General features: G+C 57.5%; 17 protein-coding genes. 3 read left to right on the top strand and 14 right to left on the bottom strand.

Annotated elements, in window-relative coordinates:
• Positions 1-73: 73 nt before the first annotated feature.
• Positions 74-1,336 carry an RIP metalloprotease RseP gene (gene rseP, locus QTO30_RS20835; RefSeq protein WP_340426081.1) on the top strand — a complete coding sequence of 421 codons (1,263 nt, stop codon included), beginning with the start codon at positions 74-76 and terminating at the stop codon, positions 1,334-1,336.
• Positions 1,330-1,542, top strand: coding sequence for a hypothetical protein (locus QTO30_RS20830; RefSeq protein ID WP_340426080.1), 213 nt, complete (start codon positions 1,330-1,332; stop codon positions 1,540-1,542). Before rseP ends, QTO30_RS20830 begins: the two co-directional genes overlap by 7 nt.
• Positions 1,543-2,344: 802 nt before the next feature.
• Here the strand turns inward: QTO30_RS20830 and QTO30_RS20825 are convergent.
• Together QTO30_RS20825 and QTO30_RS20820 are read right to left on the bottom strand one after the other, a co-directional pair.
• Positions 2,345-2,506: a hypothetical protein gene (locus QTO30_RS20825; protein WP_340426079.1), complete on the bottom strand. Its 162-nt coding sequence runs from the start codon at positions 2,504-2,506 to the stop codon at positions 2,345-2,347.
• A gap of 17 nt (positions 2,507-2,523) precedes the next feature.
• On the bottom strand, positions 2,524-2,850 hold the full coding sequence (locus tag QTO30_RS20820; protein WP_340426078.1) for a hypothetical protein: 327 nt from the start codon (positions 2,848-2,850) through the stop codon (positions 2,524-2,526).
• A gap of 363 nt (positions 2,851-3,213) precedes the next feature.
• On the opposite strand from QTO30_RS20820, the gene QTO30_RS20815 reads away from it, so the two are divergent.
• A complete protein-coding gene (locus QTO30_RS20815) occupies positions 3,214-3,513 on the top strand; it encodes a hypothetical protein (RefSeq protein WP_340426077.1) in 300 nt (99 codons plus the stop codon).
• 83 nt (positions 3,514-3,596) lie between these two features.
• Here QTO30_RS20815 and QTO30_RS20810 read toward each other — a convergent pair whose 3' ends face one another.
• The 12 genes from QTO30_RS20810 to QTO30_RS20755 form a co-directional block, all read right to left on the bottom strand.
• Positions 3,597-4,013, bottom strand: coding sequence for a hypothetical protein (locus QTO30_RS20810; RefSeq protein WP_340426076.1), 417 nt, complete (start codon positions 4,011-4,013; stop codon positions 3,597-3,599).
• Positions 4,006-4,266 carry a type II toxin-antitoxin system prevent-host-death family antitoxin gene (locus QTO30_RS20805; RefSeq protein WP_340426075.1) on the bottom strand — a complete coding sequence of 87 codons (261 nt, stop codon included), beginning with the start codon at positions 4,264-4,266 and terminating at the stop codon, positions 4,006-4,008. Before QTO30_RS20805 ends, QTO30_RS20810 begins: the two co-directional genes overlap by 8 nt.
• A gap of 75 nt (positions 4,267-4,341) precedes the next feature.
• Positions 4,342-4,860 (bottom strand): hypothetical protein, encoded by a 519-nt coding sequence (locus QTO30_RS20800; protein WP_340426074.1) that lies wholly within the window; start codon positions 4,858-4,860, stop codon positions 4,342-4,344.
• Positions 4,861-5,445: 585 nt separating this feature from the next.
• Positions 5,446-6,333: a DUF2493 domain-containing protein gene (locus QTO30_RS20795; protein WP_340426073.1), complete on the bottom strand. Its 888-nt coding sequence runs from the start codon at positions 6,331-6,333 to the stop codon at positions 5,446-5,448.
• A gap of 910 nt (positions 6,334-7,243) precedes the next feature.
• Positions 7,244-7,546: a hypothetical protein gene (locus QTO30_RS20790; RefSeq protein ID WP_340426171.1), complete on the bottom strand. Its 303-nt coding sequence runs from the start codon at positions 7,544-7,546 to the stop codon at positions 7,244-7,246.
• Positions 7,547-7,816: 270 nt separating this feature from the next.
• Positions 7,817-8,011 carry a hypothetical protein gene (locus QTO30_RS20785; protein ID WP_340426072.1) on the bottom strand — a complete coding sequence of 65 codons (195 nt, stop codon included), beginning with the start codon at positions 8,009-8,011 and terminating at the stop codon, positions 7,817-7,819.
• A 383-nt stretch (positions 8,012-8,394) separates the two neighbouring features.
• A complete protein-coding gene (locus QTO30_RS20780) occupies positions 8,395-8,862 on the bottom strand; it encodes a zincin-like metallopeptidase domain-containing protein (protein WP_340426170.1) in 468 nt (155 codons plus the stop codon).
• Between the two features lie 342 nt (positions 8,863-9,204).
• Positions 9,205-10,233 (bottom strand): IS110 family transposase, encoded by a 1,029-nt coding sequence (locus QTO30_RS20775; protein ID WP_340426071.1) that lies wholly within the window; start codon positions 10,231-10,233, stop codon positions 9,205-9,207.
• 27 nt (positions 10,234-10,260) lie between these two features.
• Positions 10,261-10,692, bottom strand: coding sequence for an ArdC family protein (locus tag QTO30_RS20770; protein ID WP_340426070.1), 432 nt, complete (start codon positions 10,690-10,692; stop codon positions 10,261-10,263).
• 86 nt (positions 10,693-10,778) lie between these two features.
• Entirely contained in the window at positions 10,779-11,423 is a 645-nt protein-coding gene (locus QTO30_RS20765; RefSeq protein ID WP_340426069.1) for an antitoxin of toxin-antitoxin stability system, read from the bottom strand.
• Entirely contained in the window at positions 11,416-11,802 is a 387-nt protein-coding gene (locus tag QTO30_RS20760) for a hypothetical protein (RefSeq protein WP_340426068.1), read from the bottom strand. The genes QTO30_RS20765 and QTO30_RS20760 overlap by 8 nt, the downstream gene beginning before the upstream one ends.
• Positions 11,799-12,254 carry a hypothetical protein gene (locus tag QTO30_RS20755; RefSeq protein WP_340426067.1) on the bottom strand — a complete coding sequence of 152 codons (456 nt, stop codon included), beginning with the start codon at positions 12,252-12,254 and terminating at the stop codon, positions 11,799-11,801. Before QTO30_RS20755 ends, QTO30_RS20760 begins: the two co-directional genes overlap by 4 nt.
• Positions 12,255-12,308: the final 54 nt, after the last annotated feature.

Genomic DNA, 12,308 nt, shown 5'->3' with positions numbered 1-12,308 from the left:
ACCGCGCGACGATTACACGCGCTGAATACAGCTCGGCGATGGTCGCAATTTTCCCAGTTCGGAGGGCGTCGAATTGATCGATATTCTTGCAGTCTTTTTCGGGATCATTCTGACCTTTCTGATCGTCGTTGTGATCCATGAGCTGGGTCACTTTTTTACGGCCCGAATGGTGGGGGTCAAACCTGAGATTTTCAGCGTCGGATTTGGCAAGCCGATCTGGTCGCGGACAGACCGTCACGGGATCATCTGGCAGGTCTCTCGCATCCCGGCCGGTGGCTATGTCCGCTTCATTGGTGATGAGAATGCAGCCTCCCTTTCGTCGGTGGCTGACGGTCCCGTCATTGCCGGGTCCCTCAAGGCCGCGTCCAAAACTGCGCAGGCTTTCATCGCCATTGCTGGGCCTTTGGCGAACGTCATATTCACAGTCGTCGCGTTGTCGGTTCTTCCGTTTATGTCCGGTGTCACCGCCTACCCTTGGACGGTCGCGAATGTGACGCATTCATCAGATGTGACCGGCCTCCGCGTTGGTGACCAACTCGTCGCCGTCGCTAATGAGGAAATCACATCGCAGGACACGCTGGGATCACTCCTGAGCCGCCTGCCGTCCAATTCCGAGGTGGTCTATCAGATCGAACGTGATGGTGTTCTCCGGGCCGAAATCGCACCGCGCCCTGACCTGCCTTTGATCGGCAATGTTGCGGACGGGTCAGCTGCTGCTGATGCTGGCCTGCAGCCCGGCGACTTGCTCAAGACTATTGATGGCGAACCTGTCCACGCTTGGTCAGATCTTCAACGGATCGTGGCGGCGTCCGATGGAGATCCCATGACCTTCATCTATGATCGGAACGGATCAGAGATGACGGCTCAGATCGCTCCGCGCCAATCCGATGGCAGCTGGCTTGTCGGTGTCGGTGGACTTCCCCTCTTCACCCTCGCCACTGAACGCCCCGGGATTGGTGAAGCGGTGCAGTCTGGTGTCTCCCGCTCGTGGGACCTGCTGACCAATCTGGTGACGGGTCTCGCCGGATCACTGACCGGCCAGAACGATAGCTGCGATCTTGATGGCCCGATCCAGATCGCCTCGGTTGCCGGTCAAGCCATCCAGCTCGGTCCTGAAACCTTCCTTCTGTTCCTTGCTATCATCTCGCTCGGTCTTGGTGTTTTGAACCTCTTGCCGGTCCCGATCCTCGATGGTGGTCATCTGATGCTGCTTGGCTATGAGGGTGCGACGGGTCGACCTCTTGGCAAGAAGATTCAAGCTGTCCTGTTCATCGGCGGTGTGACCGTGATCGTCTTCCTGATGCTCACCGCAACTGTGAACGATCTGACGTGCTAGCCGTCATCACACCGCAAAATGCTGCCCACCTGTTGCTGGATGCCATCGATGTCTGGTGCGCGTGGTGCTTCACCGGTGTGCTCTTTCACATGATCAAAGGTGACGCGGAACGCTGCATGTTCTGGGTCATCGTCACCGTCGTCTCGGTTCCTGCTGGTGCGCTACTGCTGTTCGTCATGCGGTTGGTTGGCCTCCCCGTCCCCTGATCCCTGTCAGCCTTCACTTTCGGTCTTGCTTTGATGCCAGAGGTGAGGGAGCGCACCGGCCCCCCTCGGGGGGCCAAATAATGATCGTGGCCGCTTGCGGCCTCTTTGTCAGGACAGCGGCCACAGTGCGCCTCGTCTGGCTTGCTCGTCAGCCGTCGGATCGGTCGCGCGTCAATCCTCATGTGACGGAGATGGCGCGGCGCACAAGGGGGACCGTGGAATAACGAGCACGCGAAGCGCGCGCAGCTTATGCCGCGAAAGCCCCCTTGGGTGGCATGACAGCTTCGGCTAAGTGAAGTGCGCGACTGATTGACGGCTGATGAGCTGCACGACGCTTTGGGCACATCGGACCAGGATCTCCAACGTATCAACATCCCCTGCTCTTTCACCGATGCGCCTGTATCCCACCGCAGGTCAGCCGTATCGCAGCCTAAGGATCGCGTAGGCGAATCCTGCTGGCGAGAAGACGGATGACCGGCCCGCAAACGCCACACGGCCGCCCAACAAGGCGACGTCTTACAGCACGCAACGCCCCGCCTGCGCAAAGCCGCCCAACAAGGCGGCCAGCGGGTGGGAGATCACACGCGCGGTGGACACGCAGTCTGATGCAATCAGTTCGCGCTTGCGCGAATGGGGGCGCGCCCGGCGTAGGGGGGCCTGACTATATTTTCAAGGAAGCGAAGCGACTATGAAAATAAGGAAGGGGCCAAGACGCGCGCGCCTCCCACGCTATCAACACTGCCAAACGGTTCATTTGAGAAGGCAGACCGATCCCATTGGACCGCCCTGCCCTCTTTGCCTCTCAGAACGGGAGCCTGTCCCATTCCGCCGTATCGATCTCGGAGTGACCGTCGTCTTTGTCGATGAACCGTGCCGGTTTTTCTTGCAGCCTGAGGATGCGGAAGTTGTCGCCCTGCAGGGTGTACCAGAATTCGCGACGTGCTGCCTTTGTGTCGTCTGTCATATCAGTCTCTCCCATGGTCATCCGTACAGTGCCTCTGCAGCGTCTTTCACTGCATCTGCCGCGAAGCGCGCAAGGTCTTGTTCACCCGTCTCGGCGATTTCTGGCATGGACAGTTCCCGCGCCCACTTTTCCTTGAAGGCCTGATAATCGGCGACCTTGGCCGTGACTGCCGCCGCGCGGATGATGTCCAGGTTGTCCGCCACCCACTGTTCGTAGACCTGGCTTGGCCGCAGTGTTGCAAGATCGCGTTTCACGATGGCATCTGCGTTGCGCAGTGTTGTCCGGCGCTTCACGTCTCCCCAGTATGCGGGTGTACTCGCGTTGAGTGTGATAGTCTCTGTCATGTGTCATGTCCTTTGTCTCAGCCGCTCCACGGAATGCGGAACATACCGACCACCCTCGTCCAAAGCGGTTCGGGTCAAGGACGCCGCAGGCGCCAGCTCTGCTGGGCCCGGTATTTTCGGAGAACAACATTTCAACACGCGCGCGCTCACCGATTGGCGCGATCCTGGCCACGCTCCCTGCCCTTGCCGAAAATACCGTGGATCCTTGAGGCGGGCCGCTTTGGGTACCATGCCGGAGGCTATGCTTCCGCTTTTCGTAGGAGGAGGATTACATGAGGCAGGCGATACCGGCGCAGGCAAAGGCTGGTCTGCTGCGCAGCGCCGACGACGGAGTGGAGGAACGCCTCATCTGAGCTTGCTCAGATGATGGCTGACGGAATGCAGTCTTCGGCCAAGCGGCAGATCAGACTGCTCGTGCCGCAATCGACTGGCGGGCCACCCATCGCAACATCCACACGACTGTGTGAGATCGCGGGCGCGATCTTCAGACTTTCGACACGCGAAGCCGAGAAAGGCTGGCCGTCAGGCCTTGCAACATTTGTTTTGGATCGCAACCGACGCACAAAGCGCCCGGCGAAGGGATCGTTACCCCTTGTGGGCCGAGACACCTCTGGTGGCTCGGGTGGAGCGCAGCGGAACGAGAGCCCGGTCAGCTTCAGCTGATCGCCCCAGATTGACGCATTGAGTCAACAAGTGCAGCGCGATCAAAGCTACTGACATTCCAGCAACTCTGGTCGCGCTGTACGCTAGTCTGTCCGCTTGACCTCTTGGGTCTTTCTGGCGCGGATGGCCTCTGCGAAACGTCCCGCCATGACCTGCACGAATGCCTTCGAGAATGATCCGATCCCGGCGTGTGACTCAAAGTAGAAACTCGTTTCCAGTTCATCGCGGTTGTACTCGTCGATGATGACCCACAGCCGCTTGTATTCACTCAGCCCTGCCCGGCGGATTTCGGTCGCCGGGATTTCCAGTGCATTCTGATCGGCGAACGGTTCTGTGCCGGTGATGGGGAGTAGGTAGAGCCGTGTTGATTTCTGCGAGACTGGCACAACAGCCGCGAGTGCCGTTGGCCTCGGTTTACGTCCGGTCTCTTCGCCGTCTAACGCTTCGCGCCTCCACAGATAGGGATAGCGCCAGACATCTCCGATCTTTGGCTCAGTCATCGCTTCTGATCACTTCGTCCAGAACCTTTAGCAACGCGTCCGCTTCGTCGTCTGGTGTTTCAGACGTAGCGCGCACGATCCTGGTATCGGCCCGCGATGTGAGATCATCGAACATATCGCGCGGCATCAGGACAAACCGCGATGTGCCGTGATCAGACAAGCTGACTGGGCCGCGCGATGCTGCCATCCATACATCGGTGGCCTTGCGGTTCATGGCCGTTTTGGGAAATTCGTCTACGATCTTGATTGGCATGGCGTCCTCCATTGCGTAATCAACGTAATCTATGTATTTTACGTATTTTACGTGTGGATGTCAAGGATCGTCGCCTCAATCGCGCGCTTTGGCGATCACACCATCTTCGGTGATGGCCGCAATGCTGTCGTCCGTCCGGCGTGACAACTCCACCCCATCGCCTGACATCAGTGCATCGACAAACTCAGTTTTCTTCAGGACTGCGCCGTCACCCTCGATGTAGGTTGTTGCGCTTGCGTCTTCGTGGCTGATCGACCCGTCGTGCTTGATGCGGATGCGAACACCATTGACGCGGACGGCGATCTCATCCTCGCGGACAATGATGCCTTCCCACGCAAAGCCCTCGTCCCGCCGGACGACGATCTGATCCGGGCGTAGTTTGATCTGTACGTCGCGGCCATGTGTCTTGTCATCAGCAGCCAGTTGCAGGAACACCTCTTGCTTACCCTCATCGGGATGGATGCTGGCTTTGCCGTTTTTTGGTGGCCAAACCTTGGGATGTTCCCGGACGTTGCCATTCTGATCGGTATGAAACCCGATGTAGAGCTGCGCCGATTTCCAAACGCGCCGTGCCGTTTTTGCAATTTTGCTCATTTTAGTCCCCTTGGGCCTGCCGGTTGTTGAAACGTTACTCTTAACTTGCTCTTGCTGTCGCATCCCCCGCAAGGAGTGGGACGTGGACGCTTACTTAGCGCCGTGTCATGCAACGCCAGATGCCATCCGCTTGGAAGGCCCTTTCAAACAGGCCAAGGAAACGGCCTGTTCTGCGCTGCCATTTGCCGCTTGTCCCCCTTTCCCGCGTTTTTCCGGCGCAGAGGGAGGCCGGTGAAAGATGACCCGTGCTGATTCAAGCTGGCGGACACCCGCAGGGCCGGAACGCAGAGGAGGACCGCGCCCCGCGCGGTTGGGAGCCAGACTGAATCTGCTAAGGGAAATCGCCGGGCACCCGATAGACGGAAATCAAGCACAGTCGCCCAAAGGGCGGCGATGCGACAACCAAACATCGTCAGAATTGCGAGAGCGTCAGCGGAGGCAGATCTGTCTTGCTCACATGCGCGATCCTTGCACTTGGCAAGGTTCTCCACTGAATTCATCGTCCATGACATCGCCGACTGACACTGCAGTTGATTTGCCACATAAAAATGGACGGCCCCTCTACAGGACCATCCGATATTCTGTTCACGCGACCTCGAAATGACCGATCTTGATGCGCTTGGCTTCTGCTTTTTGACCCAGGCTCATTGCGACCCCATTGCCCCCGAAGATCAGGACACCGATTGGCCTTGCCGCGATGATCGCATCGTTGGCTTTGAATGGGGCTGCTTTGCCATGTCCCTGCCAGTTCGGGCGGAACAGGATCTGGCGGACCTTGTTGTTGCGGGCCCATGTGGCTGCAATGCGCTCCACACCTTTGCCGTGACCCTTGTGACAGAGAACCATGTCTGGGTATTTGGCGAATGTCTGATCCAAAATGCGGTAGATTTCGCGGCAGTCTTTGGCCTCTGCATCGCCGGTGATCGCAATCTTTGGTCCCTCGACCGTGTTGCGATCGGCTTGCTCGCGGTCGTGTCGGTTCAGAAGCTCTTTCGCTTCGAAAACCGCACCCGTCGCCTGCGCATCCTTTGTGGTGCGGCTGCCCGTCACGGGCGTGTATGCCGTCCCGGTCTCGACCTCGTAGCACTGTGCGGCTTTTTCAGCCATGATCTTCAAGGCTTCCGCTTTTTCCCAAAGGGTCTCAAACCGGCTGGTTGTCTTTTCCAGTTCCATCTCGGCAACCTCGGAGCCGTCCTGGGCTTCAATCAACCCTTGGATTTGGCGCTTGTGCTTGTCTGCTTGCCCCGCCAGTGCCGTTGCACGGCGCTGTAGCAATGTGGCCAAACCATGTGCCAAGGCTTCAATCTCGGACGCGAGCCCTGTGCCCTGCAGCCCGCCGATCAACGTCTCGAAGGTTTCCAGAACGATTTGATCCCGGAGCTCGTCATCATTGGGGATGATCAGATCGTCTGTGCCATTCTCGGTCAGGCCAAAGAGTTCAATCGCGTCATATGTTGTTGTTTGGTCAAGCATCTCATTTTCTCCTTAGGATGTCTCATCTGCTCCACGGAATGCGGAACATACCGACCACCCTCGTCCAAAGCGGTTCGGGTCAAGGACGCCGCAGGCGCCAGCTCTGCTGGGCCGGAGTATTTTCGGAGAACGTCATTCCAACCGGCGCGAGCGCGCGGAAAGGAGCTTGCCGGTCCACACGCCCCTGCCCCGCCGAAAATACGCAGGATCCTTGAGGCGGGCCGGTTTGGGTGCCATGCCGGAGGCTATTGTTCCACATTCAGTAGGAGGAGGATTACGTGAGGCAGGCGATACCGGCGCAGGCAAAGGCTGACGGGCCGTGCTGCGCCGATGACGGAATGGAGGAAGGCCTCATCGTAGCGTAGCAGAGATGATGGCTGACGGAATGTAGTCCTCGGCCAGGCGGTATGTCAGACTGCTCGTGCCGCAATCGACTGACGGGACACCGAACGCAACACCCACACGACTGTGTGAGATCGCGAAAGCGATCTTCAGACTTCCGACACGCGAAGCCGAGGATGGTCTGGCCGTAAGGCTTCTTTCCGAGCCGTTGTCAGAGACATAATATTACTCAAAATAGCCCTATCTAGTAACACTTAGAATAACTGGGTCATGGTCGATTTGAAATAATATTACCAAGTGGTAAAACTAGGGTTTTTTTAATTGAACCAATCCGAAGATGGCTCCCCCCATTGCAATGACGGATACCACCGCATCTGCGACCGCTTGCGTTAGAGAGATAAACAATTCCATCATTGTCAGTACCACAAATACAATGACTTAGCTAGTTTGCAGTCGTCGCCCGGCGAAGGGATCGTTACCCCTTGTGGGCCGAGACACCTCTTGTGGCTCGGGTGAGGCTCCGCCGAACTAGAGCCCAGTCAGCTTTAGCTGATCGCCCCAGCCAAACTTACTTATTGCAATCGATCCACCTGGACATGAGGCCTTTGTCGCGAAAGCACTCATGAGGCACTTCGCTGCGCTTGTAACGGGCGATGCGCTCGGCAAACTGGACCTGTTTTGAGGATGGATAGTTGTCAAACTGGCCTACGCTTGGGCGAACGGACTTTTGCGCTTCAATCCAATCGGACAAGCTGCGGCGGTCTTGCTGTGTTTCCCATGGCAGCACAATGCCCGTCTTCTGCGACAGGAACCTCGCATATTTCAGCTGCTTTTCGGTCGCGGGCAGCTGGTGATAGTCATTTGACTGCATCGGTTCGTAGCTTTGACTATGTGAATGTTGCATCTCACTCTCCATCATGCGGAGAGAATAGAACAAATAGGGAACAAAAGCAACTTTTTCTCTGCAAATGGGCGCCTGCCCCTGTCGAAACCTCCGGTTTTAAGACCGCAACGCGGTCTTCGGGCGGCCGATCGGCTCCCGGTGCCTCATAGAGGCACTTCGCGGCTTTGATGCTTTGCTGCGGTGATTGTCGTCGTAAAATGGGGAAGGCGGTTGGCCTTCCCCTTAGAAAAGCGACGGTTATTCCTGGTCACCATCGCGTTCTTTAGGTGGGAAGATGACCAGTTTGCCACTGGTTGGCGTTGCGAAGAGTTCGATGGTCATGATGGCTTTGGAATCTTCCTTTGCTGGAAAAGCGACCCCGACCCGGTTGAAGCGTGTGATGCCATCGCTGCCTTCGACGGGTGTGGTGACGTTGTAGAATGTTTTAGACATATCGTGTTCCTTTCGTTTTCGATGCAAATCTTCCACGGCCCCGCTTGTGGGCAGATGTCAGGCGCAACTTTGTCTCGCGCGGAATGGGCGCGCAGCGCACAGGGGAAAGTTGTGCTTGAAGGCACCCGCGTGTCGGCATCTGGTCCAGGGGCCGGATCTTGCATCTTCAAAAAAACGAAAGGGATGCGATCTGTCTGATTGGATATCTACGTCACCCTGATCGATGCAAAACCGGCGTTGCATCAATCGGGCTGGGGTTGCTGGCGCGCAATGTCTTTCCAAAGCCATCATGGCCATCTATGCCTCAGCGCCATTCTCCTTGCTGCAGATCATCAAAGACGGGAGACGCCTTTGATCTTCTGGGGCATCGTGATTGATGGGAGCTAGGCGGCTTCGCTTCTTTTGCTGCTGACTCCGCTGACAACCGCGTTGATGTGATCGACGGCTTTCTGCGCCTCAGCCGCGGCTTTGAAGATAAGATCCTTGTCGTCCTTCAGGGCGCGCAACCAGCTTTTCACGTAGGCCGCACTTTGATCAAAATCGGGCTGTACGCCCAACTGCACCCCAAGAAAGCACGCGCCGATCTCGGCCACCAACTCGTTGAAGGCGTACGCACGCTTGTTGCAGTTGACCTTCTGCGTATCGAGACGCTTCGGCCCGAAATCCCAGTGCACGGTCTCATGGCCGAGCACCCCATAGTATCTGGACGCTTCAAAGAACGTGGCAATAGGCGGCATGTGGATAATATCCTTGACCGGGTGGAAGTAGGCCCGTGGCTCATCGCTGGTGATGATCTCCGCACCGGTTGCGGCAAAGAACGCATCAAGCGCCGGGTCACTCTGGGTCCCCAGATCGCGGGGTGGCTCCGGGCGGATGTAGTAATCCTCGGGCAGACCCTCGATCTGATCTTGTGTGGATGCTCCCGGTTTTGCAAGTCTGCTCTGTTTCGGATTTTTGACATCGTGATCGGTATCGCTCGTGTGTCAGGCCTCTCAATGTGACACCTTCCGCCACGGGCCGTTATGGTGTTCGAGGCTTCGGTTCCAAAATCAGCGTTCCGGACTCGAAGATCCTGGACCAGAGTATGGTTTTCCCGAAGCTGAACGTATGATCAGTTAGCCCATAATCCTCTCAGAACTACTTGCTTTCACCTCAGGCGTTACGCCCTCGGCAAACTCGACCAGGTGGCTTTGTCAGGCATAGGTGACCAAGCCGCCAGCGTATTCCTCTTTCTTTGTGACCATGGCCCAAAGTGCCCGAGCCATCTTGTTGGCCAGCGCGATCGCCGCGACCTTCCACGGTTTTCTCGCCATCAGGCGGCCAAGCCAGCTTTCAGGATCAACACCTTTGGCTGCGGCCCATCGCATACAGACGGTCGCGCCGTTCACAAGAAGCCGCCTCATGTCCGACTGTCCCATCTTGTTCACCCGACCCAGTCGGGTCTTCCCGCCTGTCGAGAGCTGCTTCGGGACCAACCCAAGCCACGCAGCAAAGTCGCGGCCGCGTTTGAAGGACTCCATCGGTGGCGTGAAGGCCAGGAACGCAGCTGCATTGATCGGCCCGACACCGGGCATGGTCTGGATGCGACGGGCAACTTCGTCCTTCTTGGCAATTTCGGTCATCTGCCGCTCCAACGTCTTGATGGACTGACCGAGCTGCTGGATTTGATGATAGAACAATCGGACCGCCTCGAGCACCAGATCCGGGACACGCTCGGGGCTTCTTTCAAGCTCTTCCTCGAAGGCGAGAAGCGCTGCATGGCCCTTTGGCACGATGACGCCGTGCTCTGCGAGTTGACCGCGCAGCGTGGTCATCATCCGAGCCCGCGCACGCGTGAACGACTGGTGCGTGCGAAAGAGAATGGCCTGAGCCTGTTGTTCCTGGCTCTTCACGGCCACGAAGCGCATGTCGGGCTGCCGGACCGCCGTGGCAATAGCCGCTGCGTCGTTTGCATCGTTCTTTCCGCGCCTTACAAACGGCTTCACGTAGACCGGCGGGATCAATTTCACTTCGTGGCCCGCCTCACGAGCCGTTCGGCCCCAGTGGTGGCTCGTCGCACAGGCCTCCATTGCGACCAAGCAGGCCGGATGAGATGTCAGAAACTGCTCGAACTTGGCGCGGGAATATTTCCGATTGAACAGAATCTCGCCGTCTGCGGTGGTTCCGCAAACCTGAAAACTGTGCTTTGCGAGATCAATGGCCAAAATGCTAACGTCCTTCATGGGTGCTCCTTTCCAATTTCACTGGCTTCAATCAAGTCCAGTTTGGCACATTGCGATGCCGTTGTGGGAGGGAGCATCCACCCCATCAGCATTGAAGACGTTGTTGACCTTCGCGAAACGGCTTTGCCGGGTTTCGGTTTCTCCGGTCTCTGCGTTTTCGGCGTCACGCTCATATGTGCCGTAGTAAACCGAGCGTGTCGCCTTCTCGCCTTTCCGGACGCAGCCGCCCAGTTCAAGCGCCTGGCGGAAGGTCATCCAGCGGGATGACTGAAACCCTCGGATGCTGGCCGTGGCCCAGAGCATCAGGATGTTGATCCCGCGATACTGCTCGCCGTTGTGCCGACGCGGGAATGGAATCCCTGGTGTGTCCCCTGTCCACGGCTTGCGCCACGGCGGGGTGCCCTCTTCGATCTGGGCGATGATTGTGGCGGTGACATGAGCCTTGATGTCGATCTTCATGATCTTTCCTTTCGATGTGGTGAGACAAAAGAGGCGTCACGCTGATGCGCGACGCCTGCGGCGGTCGGGATTGATTGTGATGGGTGTCAGCCGAAGCGGCGGCCGCTCACGGCGAACGTGTATTCATTGGCGATGATGGCGGCCGCGATCTCGGTGTCTGACGTGATGTGCTCATATTCGGCTTGGAGCTGCTGGTAGAGCCATCGGGCGAGGTCGCGCATCGCGAACGTTACCGCGTCTTCTGCGTCGTCAGTGGGTGGTTGAGAATGCGTGTTGTCGCGTTCTGCGGTGATGACCATTGCGTATTCATGGCAATACCGCCCTTCATGGCCGATATCGGCGACAAGCTGATAGAAATTGCGCTGTTGCACCTCTTGCAGCCGATCGGCAATTTCATGAAGCGCTTCATCTTGCGGCGCATGGGCACGGATTGCGAGATTACCACCGCGACGGTAACGCCATGTACCTTCAAAACATGCACCATCGCCCAGATTGCAAAAACCAGAAAACCAAATGCAAGGTTCGGTCATCGTTCCCCCGCCATGCAGATTCACAGAGCGCGTCTTAGGCGCGATGCCCAGACAGTTGCAGATCATTGTGAAATCCTCATAGACCGACTGCCACCATCCGTGATGAGCGCCAAGCTGGCGATACCAGTCTCTGGCCGCTTCCCGGGCGGCGCGTGAGAGTTCGTCAAAGGTGTACACGATGGTTTCAATGACCTCAGGCATCGGCACTCTCCTCTACTTCGGGCAATGCAGGCCAGGCTTCAGCAGCATCAACCGCGCGCTGAATGCTGCCATCTTCATCGTTGAAGATGCCTTGCATCTGGTAGACTTGGTGCAAAAGGTCGGCCAGTTGGGCTTTTGCGGATTTTGTCAGGTCAGCAAGCGCGTTTGTGGCGTCGATTGCGTGTTTTTCGATCCAGATGGCGTCGTCGAAATCCCCAAGCGCTTTATAGGCGTCACGCCAACTGTCTGGGCATGGCGCGGGTCCGCTCCAATCTTCGGCACACCATGCCAGTGCGGCGGCATCGGCTCCTGCTTCCGTGGTGAATGGGCGTGCTCTGATCCCGTTGCTGTCGTCGGTAATGACAATCCAGATGCTCATAATCTTTCTCCTTGATCCGTTTCTGAACCATCTGAAGCCGTCTTTCTCTTTTCGTGGGCTGCGTCGTCCCTCTCTGCGGCGTAGATGCGGTAGGCGCTGTTGTCCCAAAGTCCGAACGCCAGATTTTCCTGATCTGCCAAGTGGCGCAGGTCGCAGAGGGCAAACATGAGTGCGTCTGCGGTGCATTCGGCGTCTGGGTATGCGCGCGCCAAAAGCTCGTTCATCTGGTCACATTGCCATCGGGTATCGGACCTCGGCTCCACATTCCCATATGTCATCGCTTCCGATTGGACGTGTTGGATGGTCAGCCCTTGTAGTGCCACATCCGTCGTACTGTCCGCATCCAACAGCCGGGCGACATCATCGTGGATAAGATCGGACTGCGCCGAGAGTGATTTCTCCGCAGGGCAGCTGTAAATCAACTGTACCGTCGCTGTGATCTCTTCATGCATTGGTCGTCTCCTTTGAAATGAAAACGCGCCCCGCTGTTTTCGGCAGGCGGCGCG

It is taken from the genome of Yoonia sp. GPGPB17, assembly GCF_037892195.1.
Taxonomy (GTDB): domain Bacteria; phylum Pseudomonadota; class Alphaproteobacteria; order Rhodobacterales; family Rhodobacteraceae; genus Yoonia.
This window is presented reverse-complemented; position numbering and strand designations above follow the sequence as displayed.

Bases quoted from the DNA above. Each gene is read 5' to 3' on its own strand.
- QTO30_RS20785 (WP_340426072.1), bottom strand. From the start codon at position 8,011: ATGTCTAAAACATTCTACAACGTCACCACACCCGTCGAAGGCAGCGAT.
- QTO30_RS20820 (WP_340426078.1), bottom strand. From the start codon at position 2,850: ATGACAGAGACTATCACACTCAACGCGAGTACACCCGCATACTGGGGA.
- QTO30_RS20810 (WP_340426076.1), bottom strand. From the start codon at position 4,013: ATGACTGAGCCAAAGATCGGAGATGTCTGGCGCTATCCCTATCTGTGG.
- QTO30_RS20760 (WP_340426068.1), bottom strand. From the start codon at position 11,802: ATGAGCATCTGGATTGTCATTACCGACGACAGCAACGGGATCAGAGCA.
- QTO30_RS20765 (WP_340426069.1), bottom strand. From the start codon at position 11,423: ATGCCTGAGGTCATTGAAACCATCGTGTACACCTTTGACGAACTCTCA.
- QTO30_RS20800 (WP_340426074.1), bottom strand. From the start codon at position 4,860: ATGAGCAAAATTGCAAAAACGGCACGGCGCGTTTGGAAATCGGCGCAG.
- QTO30_RS20805 (WP_340426075.1), bottom strand. From the start codon at position 4,266: ATGCCAATCAAGATCGTAGACGAATTTCCCAAAACGGCCATGAACCGC.
- QTO30_RS20775 (WP_340426071.1), bottom strand. From the start codon at position 10,233: ATGAAGGACGTTAGCATTTTGGCCATTGATCTCGCAAAGCACAGTTTT.
- QTO30_RS20790 (WP_340426171.1), bottom strand. From the start codon at position 7,546: ATGCAGTCAAATGACTATCACCAGCTGCCCGCGACCGAAAAGCAGCTG.
- QTO30_RS20795 (WP_340426073.1), bottom strand. From the start codon at position 6,333: ATGCTTGACCAAACAACAACATATGACGCGATTGAACTCTTTGGCCTG.
- QTO30_RS20815 (WP_340426077.1), top strand. From the start codon at position 3,214: ATGATGGCTGACGGAATGCAGTCTTCGGCCAAGCGGCAGATCAGACTG.
- QTO30_RS20770 (WP_340426070.1), bottom strand. From the start codon at position 10,692: ATGAAGATCGACATCAAGGCTCATGTCACCGCCACAATCATCGCCCAG.
- QTO30_RS20825 (WP_340426079.1), bottom strand. From the start codon at position 2,506: ATGACAGACGACACAAAGGCAGCACGTCGCGAATTCTGGTACACCCTG.
- QTO30_RS20755 (WP_340426067.1), bottom strand. From the start codon at position 12,254: ATGCATGAAGAGATCACAGCGACGGTACAGTTGATTTACAGCTGCCCT.